General features: G+C 54.8%; 24 protein-coding genes, 1 tRNA gene, 1 pseudogene and 1 other annotated feature. Of the genes and pseudogenes, 12 read left to right on the top strand and 14 right to left on the bottom strand.

The features are described 5' to 3' along the window. Window positions 1-25: 25 nt before the first annotated feature. Window positions 26-649 (bottom strand): TraX family protein, encoded by a 624-nt coding sequence (locus ACZF99_RS08010; RefSeq protein WP_483610623.1) that lies wholly within the window; start codon window positions 647-649, stop codon window positions 26-28. Window positions 650-768: 119 nt separating this feature from the next. Here ACZF99_RS08010 and ACZF99_RS08005 point away from each other — a divergent pair, with 119 nt between their 5' ends. Next, complete coding sequence (locus ACZF99_RS08005) at window positions 769-1,680, top strand: diacylglycerol/lipid kinase family protein (protein ID WP_483610621.1); 912 nt, start codon at window positions 769-771, stop codon at window positions 1,678-1,680. Between the two features lie 70 nt (window positions 1,681-1,750). On the opposite strand, the gene racE is transcribed toward ACZF99_RS08005, so the two are convergent. The 4 genes from racE to ACZF99_RS07985 form a co-directional block, all read right to left on the bottom strand. After that, window positions 1,751-2,569, bottom strand: coding sequence for a glutamate racemase (gene racE, locus ACZF99_RS08000; RefSeq protein WP_483610619.1), 819 nt, complete (start codon window positions 2,567-2,569; stop codon window positions 1,751-1,753). Between the two features lie 187 nt (window positions 2,570-2,756). Beyond that, window positions 2,757-3,191, bottom strand: coding sequence for a YtxH domain-containing protein (locus ACZF99_RS07995; RefSeq protein WP_483610617.1), 435 nt, complete (start codon window positions 3,189-3,191; stop codon window positions 2,757-2,759). Window positions 3,192-3,312: 121 nt separating this feature from the next. Continuing rightward, window positions 3,313-3,732, bottom strand: coding sequence for a DUF86 domain-containing protein (locus tag ACZF99_RS07990; RefSeq protein ID WP_483610615.1), 420 nt, complete (start codon window positions 3,730-3,732; stop codon window positions 3,313-3,315). A 24-nt stretch (window positions 3,733-3,756) separates the two neighbouring features. Then, window positions 3,757-4,044: a Dabb family protein gene (locus ACZF99_RS07985; RefSeq protein ID WP_483610613.1), complete on the bottom strand. Its 288-nt coding sequence runs from the start codon at window positions 4,042-4,044 to the stop codon at window positions 3,757-3,759. Between the two features lie 165 nt (window positions 4,045-4,209). Here ACZF99_RS07985 and ACZF99_RS07980 point away from each other — a divergent pair, with 165 nt between their 5' ends. Together ACZF99_RS07980 and ACZF99_RS07975 are read left to right on the top strand one after the other, a co-directional pair. Further along, window positions 4,210-4,518 carry a hypothetical protein gene (locus tag ACZF99_RS07980; RefSeq protein ID WP_483610611.1) on the top strand — a complete coding sequence of 103 codons (309 nt, stop codon included), beginning with the start codon at window positions 4,210-4,212 and terminating at the stop codon, window positions 4,516-4,518. A gap of 146 nt (window positions 4,519-4,664) precedes the next feature. Next, a tRNA-Ala gene (locus ACZF99_RS07975) sits at window positions 4,665-4,737 on the top strand. Window positions 4,738-4,906: 169 nt separating this feature from the next. Here the strand turns inward: ACZF99_RS07975 and ACZF99_RS07970 are convergent. Beyond that, window positions 4,907-5,017 (bottom strand): annotated as a pseudogene (locus ACZF99_RS07970) (helix-turn-helix transcriptional regulator); the annotation flags it as partial. A gap of 261 nt (window positions 5,018-5,278) precedes the next feature. Between ACZF99_RS07970 and ACZF99_RS07965 the strand changes: the two are divergent. After that, window positions 5,279-5,533 carry a hypothetical protein gene (locus ACZF99_RS07965; protein WP_483610609.1) on the top strand — a complete coding sequence of 85 codons (255 nt, stop codon included), beginning with the start codon at window positions 5,279-5,281 and terminating at the stop codon, window positions 5,531-5,533. A gap of 130 nt (window positions 5,534-5,663) precedes the next feature. On the opposite strand, the gene ACZF99_RS07960 is transcribed toward ACZF99_RS07965, so the two are convergent. From ACZF99_RS07960 to ACZF99_RS07945, 4 genes are all read right to left on the bottom strand, one after another. Then, complete coding sequence (locus ACZF99_RS07960; protein WP_483610607.1) at window positions 5,664-6,572, bottom strand: VOC family protein; 909 nt, start codon at window positions 6,570-6,572, stop codon at window positions 5,664-5,666. 1,307 nt (window positions 6,573-7,879) lie between these two features. Next, complete coding sequence (locus tag ACZF99_RS07955) at window positions 7,880-9,070, bottom strand: IS4 family transposase (protein WP_483606373.1); 1,191 nt, start codon at window positions 9,068-9,070, stop codon at window positions 7,880-7,882. A gap of 288 nt (window positions 9,071-9,358) precedes the next feature. After that, the gene (locus tag ACZF99_RS07950; protein ID WP_483610605.1) at window positions 9,359-10,033 is read right to left on the bottom strand and encodes a transcriptional regulator; all 675 of its coding nucleotides are present in this window, start codon (window positions 10,031-10,033) and stop codon (window positions 9,359-9,361) included. 198 nt (window positions 10,034-10,231) lie between these two features. Next, window positions 10,232-10,810 (bottom strand): TetR/AcrR family transcriptional regulator, encoded by a 579-nt coding sequence (locus ACZF99_RS07945; RefSeq protein ID WP_483610603.1) that lies wholly within the window; start codon window positions 10,808-10,810, stop codon window positions 10,232-10,234. A gap of 169 nt (window positions 10,811-10,979) precedes the next feature. On the opposite strand from ACZF99_RS07945, the gene ACZF99_RS07940 reads away from it, so the two are divergent. Continuing rightward, window positions 10,980-12,221: an MFS transporter gene (locus tag ACZF99_RS07940; RefSeq protein ID WP_483610601.1), complete on the top strand. Its 1,242-nt coding sequence runs from the start codon at window positions 10,980-10,982 to the stop codon at window positions 12,219-12,221. A gap of 117 nt (window positions 12,222-12,338) precedes the next feature. Next, window positions 12,339-12,559 (top strand) — a binding site (T-box leader). 41 nt (window positions 12,560-12,600) lie between these two features. After that, entirely contained in the window at window positions 12,601-14,493 is a 1,893-nt protein-coding gene (locus ACZF99_RS07935; RefSeq protein WP_483610599.1) for an arginine--tRNA ligase, read from the top strand. Between the two features lie 91 nt (window positions 14,494-14,584). Here the strand turns inward: ACZF99_RS07935 and ACZF99_RS07930 are convergent, their stop codons facing one another. Then, on the bottom strand, window positions 14,585-17,446 hold the full coding sequence (locus ACZF99_RS07930; RefSeq protein ID WP_483610597.1) for an S-layer homology domain-containing protein: 2,862 nt from the start codon (window positions 17,444-17,446) through the stop codon (window positions 14,585-14,587). Between the two features lie 156 nt (window positions 17,447-17,602). Between ACZF99_RS07930 and ACZF99_RS07925 the strand changes: the two genes are divergently transcribed. The 5 genes from ACZF99_RS07925 (at window position 17,603) to ACZF99_RS07905 (ending at window position 24,350) form a co-directional block, all read left to right on the top strand. Then, complete coding sequence (locus ACZF99_RS07925) at window positions 17,603-19,708, top strand: NB-ARC domain-containing protein (RefSeq protein ID WP_483610595.1); 2,106 nt, start codon at window positions 17,603-17,605, stop codon at window positions 19,706-19,708. A gap of 296 nt (window positions 19,709-20,004) precedes the next feature. After that, complete coding sequence (locus ACZF99_RS07920) at window positions 20,005-21,375, top strand: ABC transporter substrate-binding protein (RefSeq protein WP_483612605.1); 1,371 nt, start codon at window positions 20,005-20,007, stop codon at window positions 21,373-21,375. Between the two features lie 61 nt (window positions 21,376-21,436). After that, window positions 21,437-22,324, top strand: a complete 888-nt coding sequence (locus ACZF99_RS07915) for a carbohydrate ABC transporter permease (RefSeq protein ID WP_483610593.1) — start codon at window positions 21,437-21,439, stop codon at window positions 22,322-22,324. A 23-nt stretch (window positions 22,325-22,347) separates the two neighbouring features. Further along, window positions 22,348-23,181, top strand: coding sequence for a carbohydrate ABC transporter permease (locus ACZF99_RS07910; RefSeq protein WP_483610591.1), 834 nt, complete (start codon window positions 22,348-22,350; stop codon window positions 23,179-23,181). Window positions 23,182-23,414: 233 nt separating this feature from the next. After that, window positions 23,415-24,350, top strand: coding sequence for a radical SAM protein (locus ACZF99_RS07905; RefSeq protein ID WP_483610589.1), 936 nt, complete (start codon window positions 23,415-23,417; stop codon window positions 24,348-24,350). Window positions 24,351-24,398: 48 nt separating this feature from the next. On the opposite strand, the gene ACZF99_RS07900 is transcribed toward ACZF99_RS07905, so the two are convergent. Beyond that, the gene (locus ACZF99_RS07900; protein WP_483610587.1) at window positions 24,399-24,518 is read right to left on the bottom strand and encodes a sporulation protein YjcZ; all 120 of its coding nucleotides are present in this window, start codon (window positions 24,516-24,518) and stop codon (window positions 24,399-24,401) included. Window positions 24,519-24,731: 213 nt separating this feature from the next. Between ACZF99_RS07900 and ACZF99_RS07895 the strand changes: the two genes are divergently transcribed. Continuing rightward, window positions 24,732-24,983, top strand: a complete 252-nt coding sequence (locus ACZF99_RS07895; protein ID WP_483610585.1) for a hypothetical protein — start codon at window positions 24,732-24,734, stop codon at window positions 24,981-24,983. Window positions 24,984-25,019: 36 nt separating this feature from the next. On the opposite strand, the gene ACZF99_RS07890 is transcribed toward ACZF99_RS07895, so the two are convergent. Both ACZF99_RS07890 and pstB read right to left on the bottom strand, forming a co-directional pair. Continuing rightward, window positions 25,020-25,643, bottom strand: a complete 624-nt coding sequence (locus tag ACZF99_RS07890) for a DedA family protein (RefSeq protein ID WP_483610583.1) — start codon at window positions 25,641-25,643, stop codon at window positions 25,020-25,022. Between the two features lie 216 nt (window positions 25,644-25,859). Beyond that, window positions 25,860-26,618 carry a phosphate ABC transporter ATP-binding protein PstB gene (pstB, locus tag ACZF99_RS07885; protein ID WP_483610581.1) on the bottom strand — a complete coding sequence of 253 codons (759 nt, stop codon included), beginning with the start codon at window positions 26,616-26,618 and terminating at the stop codon, window positions 25,860-25,862.

The raw sequence follows: 26,618 nt of genomic DNA, 5'->3' as shown, positions 1-26,618 counted from the left end.
AATCCGGGACGCCCTGATTCTGCCGCTACAGCAGGTACACCAGCAGCGCCAACACGGCCAAATGCGCCGGATAAAAGGCCCTCCATACCCAGCGCGGAAGCCGCCAGGCCTCCAATTTCCGCCACAGTCCCGGACCGTAAGCGATCACGACCGTCGGCAGGATGCTGGCCAATTGGATGATCCAACCGTATGCAAACAAGTAGACGAGATTCAGGAGCAAGTGCATCGCCACCGCTTTTCCCTGTCCGGCATATTTGAAGATCAGCACCAGCAGCAGCCCATACGCTCCGTAATCGAACGGGAGCACTTCCATGATTACGCAGACGCCGGCGATGATCACTGCCGAGAGTGGCCCCGGTTTGGCCGAATCCAGCATACGAAGGACCAAGGAGGAGACAAACAAGGTTGCGACAACGTTGAGTCCGTTCGTATCGAAGGCCAGCTGGTATGGAATTTGCGAAAGGGCGGCAATCAGCAGCAAACGAATCGCATATTTCCGATAATCGGAGGTATGCACATGACCCTGGACCAGCGCGTAGGCATAGATCGGAAAGGCAATCCGCCCGATAATCCGCCACAGCACTTCACCTGGAAAAAACAGCAGCCCGATATGGTCGATCAGCATGGTGATCATGGCGATCAGTTGCACGGCCTACACTCCTTTCGTCCATTAACGGGTTTTGAAAATTTTGATTTTCATTTATTCAAATCTTCAGTAGACTGAGATTACGCCGCTCTGGCGCCGCCATCAAAGATAGGGGAGTCATCATGTATTTGTTTATCGTGAATCCAAAAGCAGGGGGCGGCGAAGGCCGCCGAGTCTGGAACAAAATCAGCAAACAGTTGCACCGACGGGGCATCCCTTATGAGCTTGCCTTTACGGATAGCGGAGAGCAAGCGCATACATTTCTTCAGGACCGGCTATCCGGCCGGGGGGCATGGAAGGCGGTTGGCGTCATCGGCGGCGACGGCACGATCCACAGCCTGTTGCCGTCGCTGCGGCACTCCGGCGTGCCGCTGGCCGTATTTTCGGCCGGCTCGGGCAATGACACCGCCCGCGGCTTCGGCCTCCCGCGCCGTCCTCGGGCCGCGCTGGAGGTGATGTTAAGCGGCCGACCGGCAACGGCCGACCTGATCGCCGTCGCGGGTCGCAGCACGCTGACCGCGCTTGCCGTCGGTTTCGACGCCGAGGTGGCCCGGAACGTCAACCGCAGCCGCTACAAGAAAATATGCAACGCCCTGGGGCTCGGCAGGCTGGCTTACGTGATCGGCATCTTTCATACCCTGCTCACGTTCCGTCCCGGCCCGTTAAATGTCGACTGCGACGGAATCGCCCATCAATTCGAGTCCGCCTGGCTGACGGCCATCAATAATGTCGACAGCTACGGCGGCGGACTGACCATTTGCCCCGGCGCCAAACCGGATGACGGCGTGCTCGATCTATGCGTCGTGCACGATTGCTCGAAGCTAAAGTTGCTGCTGTTGTTCCCGACCGTGCTATTTGGTGCCCATACCAAGTTTTCGTTCGTCACGATGCTGCGGGGCCGAAATATTACGGTATCCAGTCCGCTCCCTCGCCTAGCCCTGGGCGATGGGGAAGACGTCGCCGCCACGCCGCTTAACGCCTCGGCGGATCCCGGCGCCATCCAAATCCTGCGTCCCGCGCAAGAAACGGCGTAAAGCTATCGGGCCGCGTTTCAAAAAAACCTTTGGACGGGACGAATAGACCCGCCAAAGGTTTTTTTACCGTTTACCCCGCCGGGCTGGACACCTGCCATACGATCGGTGTCAGCTCGATTTGCTCGCCCAGCCATTGGCGGGCGATCTTGTGGAACATCTCCGCATCCCCGCTGCAGAAAAATTGATGCACGGGGAGGCCGTTGCCGCGAGCCAGGCAACCGCGCTGATGGAGCACGGTGCTGATCTCCCTTGCGGTTTCGTCCGCAGAACTGATGAGCTTCACTTTGGGACCCATCACCTGCTGGATCGGATCTTTTAAGAATGGATAATGAGTACACCCCAGAATCAGACAATCGATCGGATGTTCCTTTATCTCCCGCAACGATCGCTGTACCACGAGCAGCGCTTCCTTCGTTTCATACAGCCCGTGCTCAACCAGGGGAACAAACTCCGGACAAGCTTCGCTGACGATTTCGGTCTGCGGATTGAGTTCGCGCAAAGCAGCGGTATAAGCCCCGCTGCGGATCGTCCCTACCGTTCCGATCACTCCGACCTTGCCGGTTTTCGTGGCGCTGATGGCCGCTCTCGCTCCGGGGTAGATCACGCCGATCACGGGAATATCGACTTTGGCCTTGATGAAATCGAGGGCCGCCGCCGTAGCCGTATTGCAGGCGATCACGATCATTTTCGGATGAAACTGAATTAAATAATCGACGATTTGCTCGGTAAACAAGCGAACTTCTTCAGGCGATCTCGGACCGTAGGGAGCTCGGGCCGTATCTCCGAAGTAAATGATCTTCTCTCTGGGAAGCTGTCTCATCACTTCCTTGCAGACGGTGAGGCCCCCCACTCCCGAGTCTAATATGGCGATGGCTTGCTGCACGAACATACCGCATCCTTCATGATTAGTTTAAATTCCCTCTCGTTACTTTATGACTCCGATCCGCAAAGCGTACCTAAATCTTAACTCAATTTGCAATGCAGAACAAGAAAACCCGTAAGCGTTGGAATAACGGGAAGAAGACCCGGCATCACCGGGTCTTCTTCGGATGATCGGCCTTCTCGGCCATTCCTCATCACTTGCCTTCTTCGCCTTCGGCCGTCGCTGCCGCTTCCGGAGCCGCGGCTTCCGGGTTGCCGGCTTCAGCCGTTTCTTCTCCCTTCACGACACCGAGAACAACCGTCTCTTCTTCAGCCGCAGCTTCCCCCTCCTCCGCAAATTCGGACACTTTGGCGATTTCCTCCTCCGCTGCGTCCTTCGTGGACCGGAGGCTTTGAATTTCGCTAATCAAGCCGCCCGCAGCTTCCTTCACCTTGCCTGCAAGTACGGTGCTTTGCTCCGATACTTTGCCGGCAACCTCTTGCGTCTTTTCGCCAACCTGACGAGCGCCGTCGGCAATATCCTTGCGAAGTTCTTTCCCGGCTTTGGGGGCAAACAACAGCGCCGTTACCGCTCCAGCGACCGTACCGATGGCGGCCCCCCATAACCAACCCTTATTTCCTTTGCTCACGACTCATCTCTCCTTTTTCGGCATCTCTCCGCGAATGCCTATATCGATAATGCATTATAAGCAGCGACAGTCCGTCCGGTCACACCGGTAAGGAATTATTTTTGGGCTTGTCCGTCTCGGATCAAACGCCTTCCTGATCAAGGTACTTCAGCACGTTGGCCGAAAACTCCTGTAAAGCGCCGGGCAGCCGCTCCCTTAGCCCGATCATTTCTTGCCGGTCCCACGCGAAATAATCTTGAACCAGCGGTTTCCGCAGGCGAACCAACTCAATCAACGTGGCATGCAGGGAAGCATCGATCACGTTCTCGTCCAGCATAATGTCCACAATATCCTCATAGCTGCTCGCATCTCGCATAATGAACCCATCAATCAAATAGCTGCCCGCGTCCGTCACAATTTCGATGGCGAGATGCAGCGCCCGTTCCTCGGCATACCGCCCCAATAGGGACGGAGCGGCCTGGGCAGATTCGCGAAGAGCCTGCAGCAATTCCGGCACCAGCTCCAGCCTGCGTTCGATTTGTTCCCGGTTTACGTAATACATGGGGATTTCCTCCTCCGGTCCGATTTAAAATTCGAAATCGACCGCAACCTGGCTTTCGCGGACCTCGTTCATGTGCTCGATAACTTTCTTATGCTCCGGATGAATCTGGTATCCTTCCAAATCGGCGAGCGAATCAAAGGTCGCAATTAACGCAATGTCATAGGAACGAGGGGAACGGATCACATCGGTGCCCACCTCCAGGCTTCTTAGTTGCTCCACTTTGCCCTGCAAGCCGCGCAGCACTTCAACCGTACGTGCAACGCTTTCCGGCGACGCTTCTTTCAGTTTGAACAAGACGATATGTTTGATCATGTTTTATCCCTCTCCTTACGTAACGATTCAGTATCTATTTTCAGCATAACATAAAGGATATCCGCCGGAAAGTAAGGTCCCACCCGAACTCTATCAATCTATCCTCATATGATATATTGTCTCTTTTGCTAGAGACGATCTCGGAATGCGAAGGAGGTGAATCATATGACCATCCTGCGCTTTCTGCTTCACGAACCGCTGCGAAGGCGAATTCGTCTACTGCAGGCTGAGCTTGAGCTGTTGTCCAGCCGGGTAGAACATCTGGAGCAAGCTCTCCATGCCGCCTCCTTCCCGGATTCCGATACCCGACAGCGGATCGGGGCTTCGATCGGCCGCCGCATTACCGTCGAGGCTGCCGAATCCATCATTCGCGGTACGTTGGTTGCCATGCAAACCGATGCGCTGGAAATGATCGATGAATCCGGCCGACAGGTCATCGTTCCGACCGCGAAAATCACCGCCCTGAAGGTGTAAGTACAACCTATCGTCCCTTAACAGCGGAAAGCGTCAGCGTTCCCCCTTCACGGCGGCTCCGGTTGCCGGAGGGGGGATTGCCATTTTTTTTGCATCGGGATATTGACAGCTTGATCGCATTTTAATAAAATAAAATAGTCGCTCACGGGGCCTTAGCTCAGCTGGGAGAGCGCATCGCTGGCAGCGATGAGGTCAGGGGTTCGATCCCCCTAGGCTCCATAATACAAGAGTCGATCCGGATGGATCGGCTTTTTTTGCATTTATCGAGCAGGGGAGAAGAACCCCAAGGGTTCGTCCACCCTTTGGGAAATGATTTTTGAATTTTGTTTTTGGATACTTCTGAAGGCAAAAAACCGCTCCACTCATGAAAGGCTCTTGAAAATCCTTCTACAGATTGATAGCCATATTTATAGGCAATATCGGTTACCTTTGCTCCGTTAATTAAATCAACATTTGCAACGGATAATTTCCTGTTTTTGATGTACTCATTCAACGACATTCCGGCCATATACGAAAACATTCTTTTAAAATGATAATCAGATAGGCCAACAATTTGGGATATGTCTTTACCAGAGATTTCATCCGTCAGATGGGTTTCAATGTAGTCCATTAAGCGATTAAATTGTTGCAACATTTGCTTCCCTCCTTTACAAAGCCATTTTATCCGCAAAGATTATGATTTACTCGACCATTTGTATACGGAGTTCATCGGATTACCCCTATGTATTTCACCACAGGATATCATGAAAACGGAGAAGTTTTGCTGGGAAGGAATTTCTTTCAGGACAGTCCCGAATTCGCAGCGGACCTTCAGTTTGATGTGTCGGGATATTTTATCAGCCGACATTGGTGGGAGAATGCGGATACCGTGGCGGTTATGTCGCTCGGCAATAGGACCGGAGATCCCTATTCAGGATGCGGCAATTATGCGAAAGGACTGCTGGCCTATGATGCCTGGAAGGAAGCGGACGGCAAAGCATTGGAAGCTTTGAAAAAGCTGAATATCGCCATGTAAACGGCAGTGAACCCATCTGCGACGCAGCGTTTAACGTCTTGCCGGCAGCAACGAGGCCAGCGTATCGATCCCCTAGGCTCCATAAAATGCAAGGAAGCTTCACTCGGCTTGAGCGGAGCTTCCTTTTTCGTTAATTCCCATCAAAGGCTTGTTGCAATTCCGCGAGGTTAAACTTCTTCATGCGCAAAAACGCCTGCGTGACGCGGTCCCGTTGTTCCGGCGTTCCGCGGGTCATCATTTCGTCCAGCCGGGCGGGAGCGATTTGCCAAGAGACGCCGTATTTATCTTTGAGCCAGCCGCATTGCTCGGCTTCCGGGACGGCGGACAGCTTGTCCCAATAATGATCGATCTCCTCTTGCGTCTCACAGTTGACCAGGAAGGAGATCGCCTCGTTGAAGTTGAACCCGTGCGCGTGCGCGCTGTCCATGGCCGCAAACCAGGTGTTCTCCAACCTAAAATCGGCGAACATCACCGTTCCTTCTTGGTCCGGCTCTTGGCCGGGTCCATAATGGACGAGGGTGCCCGGTTTGGCATTTCGGAAAATCGAGAGGTAGAACTCGCGCGCTTCTTCCGCCTTGCCGCAATTGTCGCCCACGAATATCAGATTGGGAACAATCGCGGGCCGCGGCTCCCCGTCCGGGTTCGTCAGCATCAGTTGCCAAGTGACACCGTACTTGTCCCGGATCCAGCCGTACCGTTCGCTGAACGGGTACCGATCCAGCGGCATAAGCGCGATCCCGCCATCGGACAACTTGTTCCATGCCTTGTCGAGCATTTCCCTCGCGTTCTTATCGCGGGACGGGTCAAAATTAACGATAAACGAGATGGAAGGATTGAACCGGAAGAGCGGCCCGGCCGAAATCGCCATGAACGGAAAACCCCAAACGGTGAACGAAACGAGCTCCGAATCGCCCGAAGGCGTATCGTGCAAGGTCGTCGCGCTCGCGATCTTGGAATTCGGAAATACGGAGCAATAGAACTCCGCAGCTTCTTTTGCCTCTTTGTCGAACCACAGGTGCGCAGTAATGGAATGGCTCATCGTTTTCCTCCTTTGCGGGAATCTTTGCAGGAATAAGGTTTATTTTCTTTATTCTAGCACAGCTGATTAGAAATGAATAAATTAGCCCTTGGTTTACAGGTTACCTGACGACATGGGGACTTAGCAACCTGCAACCTACGACTTGGCGAACCGGTGACCTAGCACCCCGCCAACCTGCGACTTGGAGACATGATGACCTAACGACCTACCTTGTGACCTGCCAACCTGCGACTTGGAGACATGATGACTTGGTAACCTACCAACGTACGACCTAGCTACTCGGGACCCCGATGACCCGCCAACCTGCGACTCAGCACCATGTGACTTAACAACCCGCCTACCCGCGACTTAACACCATGTGACCTAACAACCCGCCTACCCGCGACTAGCGACACCGTGACCTAGCAACCTGCCTACCTGCAACTTAGTAACTTGTGACCTAAACCGCCTACATAAGACCTATCGACCTAACCCCCCATCCACCAAGCCGCTAACGCTTATCACAAACCTTATATGCTCCAAAAAAAGCACTTTGCGATTCTAACGCTTACCACGAAGCTTATTCCCCTGTTATGCAGCCAAATTACTCGATTTTTCCGCTAATAGAGTGTCTCATCTTCGTTAGAATTTGTTATGCCACGATTTTGCCGAAATAGCGTTGCTCACAAGCGTTAGAGGTTGCACCTGGAGGCGGCACCTGGAGGTTGCACCCGGAGACGGCACCCGGAGGTTGCACCTGGAGGCGGCACCCGTAGGCCGCACCCGGTGGTTGCAACAGCACCCTCGTCCCTATCCGGCACCCACTTCCCTCCGGTCGGCGCCGGGAAGCCGGAACGTGCGATACCGTTGCTTGCCGTCCACGACCTCCAGCAATCCTCGTTTAAGCTACCTAGCGACCTGCCTACCCGGGACTTTGTTACATGTGACCTAGCAATCGCCTACCTGCAACTTAGCGACACCGTGACCTAGCAACCTGCCTACCTGCAACTTAGTAACTTGTGACCTAAACAACCGCCTACCTACGACCTCTCGACCTCCCCCCCATCCACCAAACCGCTAACGCTTGTCACAAACCTTATATGCTCCAAAAAAAGCACTTTGCGATTCTAACGCTTACCACGAAGCTTATTCCCTTGTTATGCAGCCAAATTACCACTAGCGTTGCATTAAGTAATTTTCGTCACGATAGAATTGAATTGATATCAATAAAATGAATATTTTTACATCTTTGTTTCCTCTGGATAAACTAAAATGGCTAAGGGGGAATAGATCCACGAGTTATCCATTTTTTTAATTTTCATTTGTCATTAGCGTACGATCAGTTTCGGCTCCATTGACTTCGTTGCCTTTTTCGGGGGCCTACCATTTCGCTTAGGTCGTCCCTTCGATGTTCGCGTTGGCTTGCGGTAGATCGCTACTAAAAAATCGTCCCATGGTTTTTCCGCATAGATTCGCATCAGTTGGAGCAGATCCCACGCTGATTTCTTACAGTTCAGAGTTAGTTTAACAAGTAAACATAACGCATAGGCGATCAAAGCAATATACATTTGGTTCCATATCGCTTCGGGCGTATAACCATGCGGTTTGACCAATCGAATATGCTGTTTGACCCACTTGAAAAACAACTCGATATGCCAGCGATTTCGGTAAACCTCAGCGATTTGGTGCGCAGACAAGTCGAAGCGATTCGTTACAAGACAATAGGTTCGCTTCTGGTCATCGCAAAACTCGATTAAGCGAAAGATCCCGGGAAAGTCCGGAAGTTTCACGTCGGCATCTCGGATGAATCCCTTCTGTCTTTTGGGCAGTTCCCTTTCTCGGATGACCGTTAGTCGGCTATTTTCCTTGACGCGGCAGACAAACTTGATTTTGTCCTTTAGCCATTTCTGAAAATGCTTATATACTTGGTAGCCGCGATCCATCACGTAAGTCGCGTCTTTGGCGATCGTAAATTCCAGAGCCACTTCATGGTCCGCGACGTCCTTGGTGGAAGCGATGATTTTGTCCGGATACATGGTTTTGGAATCCATGACAACCAAGGAAGTGTGCATCTTCACGCCATGATTCGTCTCTGAGCAGTAGCACCATTTCGCGAGAATAGGCGGCAAGGTAATCCCCGTCGAATCGATGAGTTTGAGCCTACCCATGCCAGGAGTCACCCCTTTTAAATCCTTTGTTCTTTGCTTGATTTGCTCGATGATCGAGAAAAAAAGGGTTTGAAGGTTGGCCATAGGCAGCCGCTTCATTTTCCGCGATAACTGGGCAGCACTTATGCTTTCGAGTTTCAGCAGTTTCTGAAATTCGCGATTGGCGGCTAAATGCTCTGACATGACTTTGTAAGAACTGCGCTGGTGCAACTGAGCTTCGATAAACAAGAGCGTCGAAGCGCCGACAAATAATTTCCGAGACCGATAGTCTAAAGTTGCATCCCGGGAAGAATCCACATTTAACAGTTTCAGACATTGACAAATGACGGTTTGATTCGGTACGTTATCCATAGTCATCTCCTTATTGTTGAGGCGTTTTATGGATAACGCGTGGTTAACTCAACAATAGGAGATGTCTTCTTTTTTGTCTGCGAATTTTAATGCAACGCCAGTGCCAAATTACTCGATTTTTCCGCTAATAGAGTGTCTCATCGTCGTTAGAATTTGTTATGCCACGATTTTGCCGAAATAGCGTTGCTCACAAGCGTTAGAGGTTGCACCCGGAGGTTGCACCCGGAGACGGCACCCGTAGGCCGCACCCGGTGGTTGCACCTGGTGGTTGCAACAGCACCCTCGTCCCTATCCGGCTTTCACTCCCCTCCGATTGGCACTGGGAAGCCGGAACGTACGATACCGTTGCTTGCCGTCCACGACCTCCAGCAACCTCCGGTTGAGCATCTCATGTAGAATTGCTCGTGTATGTTGATTGGATAACACGAGATGCTCTGCGAGCTCGGTTGGAGTAAAGGGCCGCATCAAACGGCGGGCAAACCGCAGGGTCTCCGCCTCTGCCCAACTCAGGCCGGAAGGCACGGCACATGACAGAAATTTGCCGACAAACGCGAGAACCAATTGCTTGCAGACTCCCGGATCTTCCCGAATGGACAAATAGGCGATCGGAAGAAACAGCCAATCGTCAAGCGCCAGCAGAGCCTGTTTCATGCATAAATCTTTGAATCGCCCCGCTTCGATATCCCGGGCATGGCTGCGATAATCCTGGATCTCGATGCATCCTTTGGCGTTCCCCGGCAGATAAGCCAAATCGAGATAACGAAATCCATTATTAAAATCGCGAACCTCATACTCGGGATATAAATCATCCAGATTTCCGATAGCGGGATACCAAATGAACCGCAAAAAATCCGTTGTACCGCGGCTCAATCCCTTGCGCAAAAATTCCCGTCTTCTCGGGTTTCCCTCCTCTTCGATCTGTCGGTCCAACCATTCCAAATAAACGTCATCGAATTCTCCCATGAATTCCCCTCCCTCTCCGAGTCCATAAAAAAACCGCCTCAATACGACCTGCTCCCTGGAGCAAGTCGCATCAAAGCGGTATGTGCTTCACACCCAAAATCGATCGATTATGGGAAAAATGTATCACGAATCGGCGGTGTTTACAAGCGGTACGTGCCCGGTACTTTCACGGATACTTTCACGGATACTTTCACGGATTCATTTCACCGCGAGTCCCTCCAAAACCCCCTTCACCAAGTTTTCCACGTAATTCTCGTCCAACTCGTCGCTAAGGATCAAGAGCCTGTAAAAGATCGGCCCGTAGATTTGATCCAGGCATAACTCAAGATCAAGACCGTCCTTCAATTCTCCGCGCCGGATTCCCCGTTCAATGATCTGGCTTGCCTCAGCCCGGCGGGGCCGAAAGTACCTCGAACGGTATGTGTCCGCCAGTCCGGGATCAATTTGTCCTTCCCCGACCAGCTCTTTGATAACACTCCCCTCCCGACTGGTCATAAACCGAACCAATCTCGTAACATGGATGACCAGGTCCTGAAAGATCGAACCCGTATCGGGGACCGGGATTCTAGCCGTAGATGCCGACAGGAACCCGTCCATGACCACCGCGGCTTTGTTGGGCCACCATTTATAGATCGTGGCTTTGCTGACCCCGGCCCGCTCCGCGATTTTCTCCACCGTGACCGATCCAAAGCCTTGCTCCAGCAGCAAATCGTAGGAAGCGGCAAGAATGGCGTTTTGCGTTTCCACATTGCGCGGACGCCCTCTTTTGGCATGCACTTGAACCCACTCCTTTTCCGAAAAAAACTATACGTTCATTATACTAAATTTACATCAACCACCGGAAATAAAATCGTTATTTACAAAACGATACGTTCAGTATATTATTTAATCGTCGACAATTAATAAACGTTGCGTTCAGTATTTGATCGAAGGAGGAAGTTTTGTTATGGAAACGAAACATACTGCCGCCGGCAAGCCGGTTTCAGGCTGGATTCTGTTCCTGTTGGCCGCCGCTTGCGGACTTATCGTCGCCAATCTGTATTATTCCCAAACCCTGGTCGGGCCGATCAGCGCCGCCACGGGGCTAACTTCCGGGGCAGCGGGATTTATCGTCACTTTAACGCAAATCGGGTATGTGCTCGGTTTGCTGTTCATCGTTCCGCTCAGCGATATTGTTGAAAACCGCCGTCTTGTGGCCATCTTCCTGCTTGTGGCGTTCTGCGCTTTGGTGACGGCATCCTTCGCCTCCAGCGCGCCTCTGTTCCTCGCCGCATCCTTGTTTATCGGTCTGGGATCCGTGGTAGCGCAAATTCTCGTTCCTTATGCAACCTATTTGGCGTCGGGACCCAACCAGGGCCGGGTAGTAGGCAACGTAATGAGCGGACTTCTGCTCGGGATCATGTTCGCCCGCCCCGTGGCCAGCTTCATTGCCGGCCTGTGGAAGTGGCAGGCGGTTTTCGCCTTATCCGCGGGAGCTATCGGCCTTTTAACGATTTTATTGTACCGGGTGCTTCCCGAACGCAAGCCGGAGCCCGCCTTAAGTTACGGTAAATTGATCGCTTCTTTGGGATCTTTATTGAAACACACGCCGGTCCTTCGCCGCCGGGCCGTTTATCAAGCTTGCCTGTTTAGCGTTTTCAGTCTCTTTTGGACTGTGGTTCCGCTGCATTTGGCGGACGAATTCGGCATGACGCAGCAGGGGATCGCCTGGTTCGCGCTGGCCGGCGTAGGAGGCGCCATCGCCGCGCCGATCGCGGGAAGACTCGCGGATCAAGGCTGGACCAAATTCTTGACCGGATTGGCCATGGGGGTTGCCGCCTTGTCTTTTGTCCTGGCCTATCTTATTCGCGGCCAATCGACGGCCTCCCTTATCCTGCTGGTTCTTGCCGCAATTCTGCTGGACATGGCCGTCTCGGGAAATCTGGTGCTTGGACAGCGGGTGGTTTATTCCCTGGGCAATAAAGCCAAAGGACGCCTCAACGGGTTATTTATGGCTATCTTTTTCATCGGCGGGGCTGCCGGATCGTCCTTGGGCGGGTGGTCTTATTCCCGCGGCGGTTGGAGTCTCACCTCTCTGATCGGCGTTGTCGTGCCTCTGCTGGCTTTGGTTTACTTTTGCGCCGAAAGTAGAACCGATTTCAAGAAGGGCGCCGCCCCCCTACCTGTGGAGAAAGCCCCAAAAGAATAACCTATTTCAGGAACATTATGGGAGCAATCCGCAATCGGACGGATGGCCTTATAAAACAACCCTAATAAAACAGCGGTTGACTTTATCGCCCGGCCGGTTATAATATTACAAAATAACCCAAATTCGACGATTGGGAGAGTAGCTGTCGGTTCGAGTCCTAGCGAGCCGGGTTGGTGGAAGCCGGTACGGAGCGGACAGCGAAGCGGGCCCATGAGAATGGCTGCCGAACGTTTACGTCCGGTAGGCAGCCACGGCGAAAGACCGTTATCCCCAGAGTGGTTAAACATGAGTTTAACAACAAGAGTGGTACCGCGAACGCGCAAGCCTTCGTCTCTTTAGGAGACGGAGGCTTATTTTTATTTTGCCAAGGAGGTCCCCTATGATCAGCCAATGGATGAAAAAGCACATTGAAACGTCCGTGCAGCAAGTGGTTTCACAGCTCGGTCAACGTACCGAAGGGCTCGCGAACGTGGTGATCGAGCAGCCCGCACGCCCGGAACACGGCGATTATTCGACCAATATCGCGATGCAGCTGGCCAAAACACTGCGGCAACCGCCGCTGCATATTGCCGAGCTATTGAAGCAAGAGTTGGAACAGGCGGGACGGATGGGAGGTTTGTTGGAGCGGATCGAAACCGCCCCGCCGGGGTTTCTGAACTTCCACCTCGATTGGAACGTATGGGCCCGCAAGGCCTTTCGCCTTCTCGATCCCGGCAGCGAAAAAGTCATAATCGAGCACACTTCCATCAACCCGAACAAATCCGCCCACATCGGCCATCTGAGAAACGCCTGTATCGGCGACTCGCTGGCGCGGCTGCTGAAGAGAGCGGGATATCGGGTTGAAGTCCACAATTATATCGACGACCTGGGCAATCAACTGGCCGATACTGTCGCAGGGCTGTTGAACGTTCCCCATCGGGCGGAGCATCCGCGGTTCGGCGATTACTGCTGGGAGCTTTATGCCCGCGTGAACAAGGAATATGAGCGGGACCCTTCCCTTCTGGAGCAAAGAACGCGAGTGCTGCGGGCGCTGGAAGACGGGGACGAAAATATCGCATGGATCGGCTTGCTTACGGCGGAACGTATCGTGCGGGAGCATCTGGAGGAGATGAAGGCGTTCGGGATCGAATACGACTTGCTGGTGTGGGAGAGCCGGATCGTCCGCGAAGGCTTTTGGGACTCGGCCTTTCGTTTGCTGCAGCAAACCGATCTATTTCAGATGGAAAGGTCCGGCAAGCTGGCAGGCTGTTGGGTGCTGAAGCAGTCGTCGGCCGAGCAGGCCGAGCAGGTCGAGCCGAATGCCGAGCATCGGGCGGACAAAGTTCTCGTTCGGTCCAACGGCATTTTGACCTACACGGCCAAAGATATCGCGTACCATCTCTGGAAATTCGGTTTGCTGACAAACGACTTCCGGTACAAACCGTTTGCGGATGGGCTTTGGACCACGCACGCGGACGGCACCGATGGGTTGGATGGCGTATCCGCCAACTTCGGCAAAGCGGACCTCGTCGTCAACGTGATCGACCGCAGGCAAGCGTACCCGCAGGCCATGGTGAAGCAAGCGCTGGAAGGGCTCGGCTTCGCGGCCCAGGCGGAGAAGCTGCGCCACGTCGGTTACGGCGTTGTTTCACTAAGCCCCGGTGCGGCAAGGGAGCTGGGGATTGACACCTCCGACGGCAAAAGCTCTTATGCCATGTCCGGCAGACAAGGGATCGGAATTAAGGTGTCCGAGCTGTTGGATCTCATGGAAGCGCATATCGAGCGTAAACGCTCCGATGCCGAGGGGCTCTCCAGCCGCCGGATCGCGGCTGCAGCAATCCGCTACTACCTGCTGCGGTTCGCCTTGCCGACTGAAGTGGTGTTTGACATTCAACAGGCCATGGAGACGACCGGCAACACCGGCGTATATCTGATGTACGCCCATGCCCGAGCCGCCGGCCTCTTGGCGAAAGCCCGCGAGCGCGGAATGGCGCAAATGACGGAGCCCCCGGTTGATGCCGCCCCGTCGGAACGCGCCGAGCACGCCCTGCTCAGGCACATCGCGGCATGGCCGGATACGCTGATCGCCGCACGCGAGGAACTGTCCCCTACGCCGATCTGCCATTTCGCTTATGAGCTCGCCACCTTGTTTCATCATTTTTATTCGGCGTGTCCGATCCTGAAAGCCGAGCCGCACCAGCAGCCGTTCCGCCTATGGCTCACCGCCAGGTTCAAGGATACGATCGCCGATGCGCTGGATGTTATCGGTTTGCCGGCTCCGGATCGCCTGTAAGCCAAACAGGCAGCCGAAACTTCCCCCAGCTTCATCTGACTAACAATGAGGGGGAAGCGCTCGACTGCCAAGGAACGGCCGGAGCTTGCGTTTAATCGATGAAATTCAGGTAAGCGAGCAGCCGTTTCAACATCACGGCGCTTTGGGCCCGGGTTGCCGATGCCTTCGGGGCGAGGGTCGTTTCGTCCGTCCCCTGGATCAGCCCCGCCGCCAATAAGCCCCGCATCGGCTCATCAGCCCAACGCGCCAGGTTGGATGCGTCGGGAAAGCGTTCGAGCACTTCGGCTCCGGCCGCCGGCAATTCACCTGCGAATTGGGCCGCGCGCGCCAGCATCGCCGCCATCTGCTCGCGGGTGATCGGATGGTCCGGCCGGAACGTGCCGTCCGCGTAACCGCTGACCAGCCCCGCCCGAACGGCAGCCGTTACGGAGTCCGCGTACCACGCATCCGGGGACACGTCGCGAAAGGCGATTGCTGCGGGACGTGCGGCCAACCCGAGCGAACGCACCAGCATCGCCGCGAACTCGGCGCGGGTCACGCTGCCGTCCGGATCAAAAGCGCCGCCGCCTTTTCCGACCAAGATCAATTTGTCGGCAAGCAGTTCAACGTCCGCTCTTGACCAATGCCCCTCAAGATCGGCGAAAGCATGACCGGTCCGAAGTACGGCGTACAGGCTGTCGTGAGGAGCCGAGAAAACGGCGTAAACGGCTTGATGCTCCTTGCGAAATACGGCAGGAACAAAGTGCAAGCGATGATCCGCATCCACCCAAACCACGGTTGCGTTTGCCGGGGTAGGCTCCGTGTCCAGGCGGATCGTCCGTTCAAGATAATTGCGCCCGAAGTCGGCGATGACCTTACCGTCCACGTCCAGCGAAAATTCGACGGGATCGGCGAGCCCCTCGTAACCGTGCTCCTTGAAGGTCGTTAATACTTCCGAGAGATCCTCCTCGGTCGCTTCCGCGATCGTGGTTGTCAAGGTCGATCCGCCACTCTCCCCGAACAAACGCAGCGGCAAGCTGTAGCTTCCCCGATTCGCCTTGATCCGCAAAACGGCATTCGGTTGTACTCGCAGGATGTCGCGGAGCGTCTGCATCGGGAGATCCGTTTTGATTATGGGAGCCGCGGCTTCGATGATCTCTAGCTCTACCTCGTTTGCGCTCGCAAACAGCGCAGGCAGCCCGCTTCCATCCATTACGAATCGCTGCACGGCCCGGCCGTCGCTGGCCTTTTCATCGATGATAGTAACGAGCAGATCCTGGCCGCCGGCCCTGATCTTGGCCTTGGCCGGTTGGTTGGCGGGCGGAGGCGTCACAGGTACAATCGGGCTTCCTGAGCTTCCGGATCCTCCAGATCCCCCCGATCCGTCGGGATCCGCGGGCGGGCTAGGCGGATCCTTCGGCTCCAGGTCGATCCGGCCGATATCGATGCCGCCTCCCGCCGCAACCGTCACGTTTGCCGTCTGTGTCTTATATCCCGAGGCGAGGAACTTCACTGTCTGTGCGCCTACCGGCACATTCGTCAGCGTGAAGCTGCCGTCGGCGCCGGTCGTGTCGCTTATCCCGTAGACGTCGACCGTCACCGTTACCCCGGATAACGGGATGTTGCCGGTTCCGTAGACGGTACCGGTCACCGTGCCGAAGTCTGGCAATGGAGGTTCGGCGACCGTTAAACGAAGCGTCGCCGCTGCGGAGGCCCCCCCGGCATCGATCACCGTAACGTCAACGTCAAAGCTGCCCGCTTCCCGAGGAGTTCCTTCCAGCGCCCCTGTTGCGTCCAAGGCCAACCCTTCCGGAAGCCCGGTTGCTTGCCAGGTCAAGCCGCCTCCCGCCCCGTCAAAAGCTTCAAGTTGCTGCGCATAAGCACTCCCTCGGTCTGCCGTCGGCAAGCTTTCGGTCAGTACCGCCGGACGCAAATAAGGGGTTCCGCCGTTCACCGCCGGATGCCTCGCCCAAGTGTTCGCAAAGTCCCAACCGGCATAAGTTGCGGCTTGGACCATTTCGGCCGTCGGATGCCCCTCGGCTTCGGCCGGGCCACCGTTTGGGACAGCGATGCCGACGGACTGCTCCGTCTTATCGGTATCGAAATGCGAGCGGAGAACGCCGGCATTTGCCGAAGCCATCCCTACAACACCGGCAACAAACGAGTTCGGTCCCCCGGGGCCACCGGATACCTTCCCTGCCGCGTAGCTGTCTGCGATCGTGCCGTAAATCATAAAACCGGCCAGACCGCCGGAGTAATAGACATACATGCCCGCTGACGACTGAAGCCCGATCGCGCCGGTGGCGTACGAATGCTCAATCAACCCCGCGCCTTGCGAGCCGACCAAACCGCCCGTATAAATATTTGCACCATACCCGCCCATAACGGCAGCCGCCGAGGAAGAGCCGGAAATGGTCGAATTGGTCGTGGCACCGACCAGACCTCCGATCGTATGGGTGTTTTCCCACACCGATGTGCCGGCGACGGATCCCGTGACATGCGTTAACCGGATTTTCCCACCATCGCTCACAATGCCGGCTACGCCGCCGGTATTGGCGCCGCCGTTAATTTGAACGTCCAGCCGCAGATGCTGCACGGTTCCGGTAAGGCTCCCGAAGAACCCGACGAGCTCATATTGCTTGGGATCGCTCCAATCGGCCTCGTTGATCTCCACTCCGGAAATACGATGCCCCCGTCCGTCGAACGTACCGTTGAAGGGAGCGGTTCCGTTCCCGCCGAACGGGATCCAGGCGTACCCGTTGAGATCGATATCGCTCGTTAACCGGATGTTCCGAGACACATAGTCGGTCTGATGCCGATTCATATAGACGAGCTGCTCCGCCGTAGATACGAGCACCCACCCGTCTATGACGGGCGGGTGCTCGGCATTGGCCCGGGCCGACGGCGTCCCCCAGGGGAGGATTTGCGCGGCAAGCAGAATAGCGTACAAGATAAGCGATAGGCGGCGTTTCATGAGCGAAATGCTCCTTTCTATCATCCAAAATTAATTACTAGAAAAGAAGGATTACAACAACTGGCGAAACCATTTATAGTGTAAACTAGTAACGTCTCTCTCATGTTTCATATATGTTTCAAATTTTGATAAACATCCTGCAGGGGAGTGATCGGTTTGCAATCGATACCGTCAAACGACCGGTTCGTACCGGGCCGACGAATCGTCGGCTTTGCCAAGGAATTGGCCGGCTTCAAGCAATGGCTGGCCGATCCCAGCCCGGCCTTGCGTATTTTTTCCGTTTCGGGAATCGGCGGCATCGGCAAGACAACGTTGCTGTTGGAAATGGCGCAGGCGGCGTCCCATGCATCCGTGCTTACGCTTTGGTTGGACGGACAAAGCGAGCTGGCGACATCGGGCAGTTTCTTATCCGGGATCGAAACCAGCCTGGAAAGCGAATACGGCAGGCAACGGAAGCCGGAACTTCCCCAGCTCTCCTTCGTGATCGAGGAATTGACCCGGCAACGCTCCGTGTTGCTGATCGATAATTGCGAGCGTCTGGCTGGCATAGAGGGATGGCTGATGTCCAGTTTCCTGCCGAGGCTGACAGACGCCGGGGTTCTGTTCGTCATGGCTTCGCGAAACGGCCTCCCGGTCAAATGGCACACCAGTCCCTATTGGGGGCATCGTATCCGGACGTTTCCATTAACGTTATTATCGCGCGAAGAAGTGCTTGACTATTTGCGCGGCAGCGGGTTGAACGAGGGGCTGCAGAAGGAAATCGCCCGCAAAACCGAAGGTCTTCCCCTGCTCCTTGCGATGACCGTCGAATGGCTTCATTCCCGGCAGGATGATCCCCGAGCCGACTTTGCAGAGCTCCCGGGCAAATTAAGCGCCGAAATTTTGCGGGAAGCGGCGTATCCGGATTTATATCCGGCTTTGGCGGCATTATCGCTGGTGCCGGCAGCGGATCAGGCGGTGCTTAATCGTTTGTTGGATCAGCCGCTGGATGCAGCCGGCTACCATGCCCTCGGCAATTTATCGTTCGTTCGCCGAACGGCTTACGGGTTGACGCTTCATCACGTGATCGCCGGGCTGATGCGGGACGATTACGCCCGGAGGGATGCGGATCGGTTCCGAAGCCGGCGGCATCAAGCATTTCGGTTGTTGGCGGAGCAATTCCACCTCGCGGCCCCCCGGCGGCAAAGGGGGATCGCTGCTCACATTTTGGAGCTTTATCGCGAATTTCTGCCGTCTGCCCATGCGTATGCCGATTTCTCTACCGCGCTGAATCCGGGGACTTATCTTCCTTTCCGCCCGGAAGACCTCGGCGACCTCCAGCAACTGCTGGCGGCGGCGATTTCGCCGACAAACTGGCAATCGGAGCTGGTCACGGCCGAAGATTACCCTGCCTTGCTGGACGAAATTGCCCGGCACAGCCCGGAAGGCATCTGCATCGTGCGCGACGATTCCGGAGCGCCGCTGGCTTTCTGCGCCGGCTTCTGGTTGCACGGCGCAACCTTGCCTATGCTGGAGCGATATGCTCCCGGCTTTCTTCCTTTATTGGGAGAGGAGGAGAACGAACTCCGAACGCTCCCCCGGGAGTCTGCCGACTCCCTCTGCGTGCTGCTGGCCGCCGTCGACGTCCGGCATCCCTTATACGGACCGGAGGAATTGGGCGCTCTGCTGATGCGGCAATGGTTGATCGAGATGACCAGCGGGCTTCGGGGAATTATGATTACGGCCGATCCGCAGCTAAACGGGCTCTTCCGAATTCTTGGCTTTCAAGAAATGGGACGGATCAAGCCGGGCGGCACCGAGGGGGAAGGCGAACTAACGCGTTGGGAGCTGGATTTCAGGCATCAAGCGTTCGACAAGTGGGTGAAGGAAATTATTCGTCAAACCGGACCGGCGGAGGTTGCGGCGATTTCAAGAACCGAATTCCCTTCGGCTCTTGACGGAAAAGCAGCGAAGCAAATCCTGGAGCTGCTGTTTCGCAGCGAAGAATTGGAATGGCTTTCGCCTGTGCGGGATTTGGGAATGAGTGCAGCCGCCGTACGGACTTGCGTGCAAGATATTTTGACGGCCGCAGAAGCGGCCTATCCGCTGACGCAGTTGGATCAGAACATCCTTAGAGCCGTTTACTTGCAGAAGAACCGGAACAAAAGCCAGTTGGCGGACGATTTTCACATGAGCCGGACGACGTTTTACCGTCATACGCTTCAGGCCTTGGACCACTTGGGACATGTGCTATCGCGAGCCCTTTCCGATGTTCGCGGTTAGGGATGGCGGACTCGCCGGAGCTGGCGAATCCTATATGCAATGCAATGAGGCGCGACCGGGCAACCGGCCGCGCCTCATTGCATTCGAGGGGTCCCAAGGCCAAGCGGAGAATCATGCCTTCAGCACAACCGATTCGTCCGCCAGTTTTTCGAGGCAATTTTTGAATAAATCGTTCCTCCGGCAAGTATGTTTTACTGGAAGGTTTGTAAGCGGATACAACGTTATACCTTTCACAATTGCTAGGAGTTCCGAATCCGACGGGGATACGAAACCAGGGAGGGATCAGCATGTCATTCATGAAAAAAAGAAGTTGGGCCATCGCTTCCGTTTTGTTGTGCACAGCTTTGGGCGGATCGCTGCTAGCCGGGTGTTCCGGGTCCGATGAAAAGTCGGGCAGTTCCGGAAAAACGACGATTACCGTGACGTACCGGGATGACGGAGCCGGGGAGAAAGGCTCGCTGTACCGTTGGCTGACGGAGATCGCCGCCGACTATCCGAACAAGGAGGTCGAGATCAAGCCGGCGCCGATCCAAGCGTCCGAAGGCGATTACTTCGCCAAAATCGCTTTGGCCTTGAAGTCCAAGGATACCGCGCCGGATATCGTGACGGAAGATACGTTTATTCTCAATTCCGATGCCAGCGCCGGTTATTTGGAGCCGCTGGACGAGCGGCTGATGGAATGGGAGGACTGGACGAACGGTTCGTTCATCGAAGCGATGAAGAAAGGCGTTACCGCCAGCGACGGCAAAGTGTACGGGGTACCGTACAATACCGACTCGCGAGGCCTTTGGTACAACAAGGAAATTTTCAAGCAGGTCGGCCTTCCCGAGGAATGGGTGCCGAAGAACTGGGAGGAAGTGCTGGATGCGGCCCGCACGGTCAAGGAAAAAGCGCCGGACATCGTCCCGATCTGGATGAACATGGGGAAGGCGACCGGAGAAGCCACTTCCATGCAGACGTACGAAATGCTCTTGTACGGCACCGGCGAACGGTTGTATGACGATGCGAGCGGGAAGTGGATCATTCAAAGCCAGGGAATTTGGGACGCATTAGGGTTTGTCGAAACCGTGAACAAGGAAAAGCTCGGACCGCCGCTCTCCAAGGTCCTCAACGGGCAGGCCGGCAATACCGCTTCCCGCGAATATTTGCCGCAGGGCAAGCTGGCCATCTCCCTCGACGGTTCCTGGATCACCGGCAACTATCTCGATTCCGGCGCTTCCCCTTGGCCGGAGTACAAGGATGTGCTGGGCTTTGCCCCCATGCCGACGAGCCAAGGCCAGGCGCCGGGTTCGATCACCCTCGCCGGAGGCTGGGCGCTGTCCATTCCGAGCAACGCCAAGCATAAAGACGAAGCCTGGGAGTTCATCAAATACGCTTTAAACAAGGAGAACAGTCAGAAGCTGGTTATCGCCTCGGGCAACATTACCGTCCGGGCCGACGTCGCCAAAGATCCGGAATACACGAAAATGCCCTTCAACGAAATCGCTACGGAATATCTGCAGAACGCCGAATTCCGCCCGGCGCAGGATAAATACCCGGAAGTATCGACGCAAATCCAGACGATGGTCGAGTCCGTCGCGACGGGGACTTCTCCGGCTGACGCAGCCCAAAAATACGCCCAGAACGTGACCCGTATCGTCGGCGAGGACCGGGTGATGCAAAAATGACGTGTTGCGCTCCCCATAAAAACTAGCGGCAAAGCATTGCCTTCCGGAAGGAGAACGAACCATGAGCAGCATGACGGCTGAAGGTTATTCCAGAAAACGAAACTCGTACGCGTGGCTGTATTTCATGCTCCCTTCGATTGCGATAATGCTGGTGTTTTTTATCTATCCGGTCTTTCTGACCTTTTTCTATTCGTTTACGAACCTCGCCTTAACGGGGGAATCCGCCAGGGAACTGAAATTCGTCGGTTTCGACAACTACCTTCACATGTTCGAGGATCCGACGGTCCGGATCAGCATCTGGAACACGCTCGTCTTCCTGTTCGGCTCGGCGGTTATCGGGCAGCAGGTGCTGGGCTTTCTGATCGCCCTGCTCATGAAGCGCAAGAACAGGACGTTTCGCCGGGTGATCGGCACGATCGTCCTGGCCGGCTGGGTCACCCCGGAGATCGTCTGCGCTTTGTGCTTGTACAGCTTCTTCGGCGATGAGGGCACGCTGAATTCGATCATTACCTCGCTGGGGATTCCGGCGGTCACCTGGCTGTATACGGTACCGATGCTGACGGTCATCCTCGCCAATATTTGGCACGGCACGGCCTTCTCGATGCTCGTCTTTCAAGCGGCGCTGGACGACGTGCCCAGCGAAGTCGAGGAAGCGGCGGTCGTCGACGGCGCCTCGCGGTGGCAGGTGCTGATCCGAATCATCATCCCTTACATTAAAGAGACGTTTACCACCAACATGATGCTGGTCACTTTACAGACGTTAGGCGTCTTCGGGTTAATCTACGCCATGACCGGCGGGGGCCCGGGAACTTCCACGACCACGCTGCCGATCTTTATGTACAACCAAGCCTTCGTGAACTATCAACTGGGGTACGGAACCGCGATCTCCTTGCTGCTTCTGCTGATTGGGGTCGTGCTGAGCTTGTTCTATACCCGCTCGTTGAAATAGTCCAAGTGCAAGGAGACTTCCTTATGAACGCGAAACAACGGAAAATCATCTACCGGATCATGCCCTATGCGATCCTCACCTTCATCGGAATCTGCTTTGTCCTGCCCTTACTATGGGTAGCGGTTGCTTCCGTCGATGCCAATGCGATGCAGACGCTGAAGCTGCCGCAGCGGGTCACGGCGGATAATTACTTCGAGGTGATCACCAGCCGCGAGAACCAGCGCGCGTTCGTTATCGGCCTGATCATGTCGCTGGGGCAGGCGGTACTCGTCGTCGTCCTGGCGTTGCTCGCCGCCTATCCGTTGTCCCGGTATCAGATGAAATACAAGAAGCCGTTTATGCTGACCATCCTGTTCATGACCTCCCTGCCGATCACTGCGGTGATGGTCCCGGTCTATCAGCTGTTTCTCAGCCTCAAGCTGTATGACCAGATTTGGGGCGTCATCCTGTTTTATGTGGCTTCATCCATGCCGTACGGCATCTGGATGCTCAAAAACTTTATGGATTCCGTTCCCTTGGATTTGGAAGAAGCGGCGTGGGTCGACGGAGCTTCCGTATTTACGGGCATTCGCAAGGTTGTTGCGCCGCTGATGGTCCCGGGGATCTGCACGGTGGCGATCTTCACCTTCTCGGGCAGTTGGGGCAACTTCTTCGTCCCGTACATTTTGCTGCAAAACCCGGAGAACTTCCCGGCTTCCCTGAAGCTGTACCAGTACTTCGGCCAATACGGGATGATCGAATACGGCAATCTCGCCGCCTTCTCCATCCTGTATGCGATCCCGTCCATTGTGTTGTACATCTTGTCCCAGCGGTTTATGTCCAAAGGATTCGGTTTGCAGGGGGGAACAAAGGGGTAAGCCGGCCGAGATCACCTTAGATCACCTTATCCTTATCCTTCCACCTTCCCGGCCTTCTTCATCTGTTGGTAATGTTCGGCCATTTCCAAGCTTACTTCCGCCATTCGCTCCGGTCAGTGTTTATTCCGGTGAGACCCGGAAGGTTAAAAAAGTCATAAATTCAGCCATGCCTATACGCTTATAATCACAAAGACGGATCAAAACGATTTTGACGGGCTGGGAGGCTGTACCACATGAACCCCTACAAATTTCTCGAACTGGAAAATCCGACCGAATACCGGTTGGAAGCTTTGGAAGTCGGCGTTACCTCGAGTTGCAATTTCAAATGCGATTATTGCTGCGCTTATGAAAGGAATGACGGGAACAGCATCAGCGGAGAGGAGGTCGTACGCATCCTGAAGGAGGTCGGCACGATCCGGCGGGTTCGACTGTCGGGCGGGGAAGTCACTTTGAAATTCCAGGATTGCCTGAAGATTGTCGAATATTGCGCCGCGAACGATATCGAAACGCAGCTAAATTCCAATGCCAGCCTGTTGACTCCGGCGCGCATCGATCAACTGGCCGACGCCGGCTTAACGACCTTGCATATTTCGTTCAATTTCACCGATGCGGCGAGTTTCTCCCGTTACTATGGGATTCCGGAGCCCGTGTACCATAAAATCCGGGAAAATATCGCCTACAGCGCGACGACCGCCATCGATACCGTACTCGAAACGCTGCTGTATGCTGAAACGGAGCATCGTCTTCCGGAGATTGCCGATCATGTGTATCGGCTTGGCGTACGCACCCATGAAATTCAGAACAGCATCGAAATGACGCATAGCGGCTGGAAGGCCACGACCGCCCGCGATTCATTGAAGAAGGCGGTTCAACAACTGATCGACGCCAAGAGAGAAGACAGCACCCTCTATTTTACCTGTATGGATCGATTTGCCGAGAAGCTGGGGTTTGCCGATCAACCCGGCGTTTATTTCTCCCGCTGCATCGAAGGCAAAAAGCAGCTTCACCTTCATGGAAATGGCGATGTCCTGATATCCGAGCTTTGCTACCCCGTTGTGATCGGTAACATTTATCACGGAACATCCCTCAAAGATCTGTTCACCCATATGCCGTCATCGCTAAAATATTTTCTTAATACCGAACCTTGTCCGGCCGACTTATGCCATTAAAGAAAGGCCCTGCCGCCGCAGGGCCTTCTGTCGAGACGTACGCCTCAATTATACGATAAGCGCTCTGGAGATGATGACCAGCAGGATGAACAGAACCAGGATCGTGCCTGTGGAAGTCCAGAAACCGCCGTAACCTACGTTGCCTACGCTATTTTCATATCCCGACATTGATTTTCCCTCCTTTTTAAATATAGAACATCATATTACGGCCTGCCTGCGAACGATCGGGACATTCGCGGAGATGAGCAAAATTGGGTTAGCGAGGCCGGGGGGGCCCGAGCGGGCTTTGACCGAAAAGCTTTCCGTTGCAGCCGCCTAATCACCTCTACCGCCGTGTGCATATGATAGAACAAGTCTAATCTTAAAAGCGGGTGGTGTTTCTTGGGAGGAAAAAAGAGGCGTCAATACCGAAGACTCCAAGACAATGACATTTCCTCGGACGACCTGGCGATTATCGGTGCCGGGTTCACCGTTCTCGGGGACTTTTTCGATTTGCTCTCCCTGATGAAGTTGAAGGAGGAAAAAGCGGAGAGCAGCGGCGCAACTTTCGGCGGAGAGACCGAGGAGACGCTGATTGATCAATTCATGTTGCTCCGAAGCAAACCCGAAAATAAAAAAAGACGAAAAAAATAACAAAGGCGCAGGATCCAATCCTGCGCCTTTTGGGCGTTACCGGGAGAGCTTGGCTACCTTCACCCTCCAACGCCGCCATTTCATGTACACGAGCCCCACCACCAGCGCACCCAATCCCATAAAGAAGTACTTCATATATTTCTCTACGAGATCGATCGCAACCTGCCACTGTTCGCCAAAGACGAATCCGATGCTCACAAACGCGGCCACCCAAAGGGCTGCTCCGGTGTAAGCATATAAAGCGAAGGTTCGAAAAGGGATGCGGATAATGCCGACAAAATAACCGAAAAACTGCCTAACGCCCGGCACGAAAAAACTGATCAGCAGCATCTTGTTGCCGTACTTCTCGTATACCCGTCTCGTTTTGTCCAAGTGCGAGGGCTTGACCATAATCCACTTTCCGTATCGTTCGATTAGCGGCGCCCCGACCCGGTGGCCGATCAAATAGGTGACCGTTACTCCAATCACCGACCCGGCGTATCCGGCAAGCATCGCCGGCAGGAAATCAAGCACGCCTTTATAAGCCAAATATCCCGTGTAGGTCAGCGTCGTCTGACCCGGCGGCAGCGGCAGCGCGATAAAATCGATGGGCAATCCGAGCAGCAGGACAAAATAGCCGTATTGCTCAAACATCCGTTCTATCCAATCCAACACATTCATGGTTCAATCTCCTTTAATCATTCCGGGCGCTGCCTACGCCATGATGTCCTTTCTCTCATGTTATCAGTATATACGGGGATTTTCCAATCTAAAAGGGACCGGGGACGGGGCTGTGCCCCGCCTCCGGTCCGGCATTGTCCCCTGTATTTGCGGAAAAAGGCCAAGCCGGAAAGGGATTTCCCGGTTTGGCCTCTATTCCTGGGTCCGGCGCGGAGCTTAGCCGAACCGGCCGGAGATATAATCGTCCGTCCGCTTTTCGGACGGATTGGTGAAGATTTTGCTCGTATCGTCGTATTCGACCAGTTCCCCCATGAGGAAAAAAGCCGTCTTCTCCGACACCCGAGCCGCCTGATGCATATTGTGCGTTACGATGATAATGCAGTAATCCTTCTTCAGGTCGGCGATCAACTCTTCGATTTTGGCGCTGGACACCGGGTCCAAGGCCGATGCCGGCTCATCCATCAGGATGATGCTCGGATTTACCGCGATCGATCTGGCAATGCAGAGCCGCTGCTGCTGACCGCCGGATAAAGCCAAAGCGGAGGTATGCAGCCGGTCTTTCGTTTCGTTCCAAAGCGCCGCTTTGGTGAGCGATTCTTCGACGATCCGATCCAGCTTCTTCTTGTCCCGGATCCCGTGGTAACGCGGCCCAAACGCGATATTCTCGTAAATCGACTTATGGAACGGATTCGGCCGCTGCCAGACCATGCCGATCTTTTGCCGGAGCAGCACGACATCGGTCTTCGGATCGTTGATATTGTCGTTCCCGATCCAGATCTCCCCCGTGATCTTCACCCCGCTGATCAGATCGTTCATCCGGTTCAAGCTGCGCAGGAAGGTCGATTTGCCGCAGCCGGAAGGGCCGATCAAAGCCGTAACTTGCCGGGAAGCGAAATCGAGCGAGATATTCTTAACGGCTTGCTTCTCTCCGTAAAAAACGCTTAAGTCTTTTGTTGATAGTTCAATGTTAGGCAC

The sequence above is a fragment of the Paenibacillus sp. JL3B1040 genome, from assembly GCF_057063165.1.
Note: the sequence above shows the minus strand (reverse complement) of the source record. Positions and strands in the feature narration are given on the sequence as shown.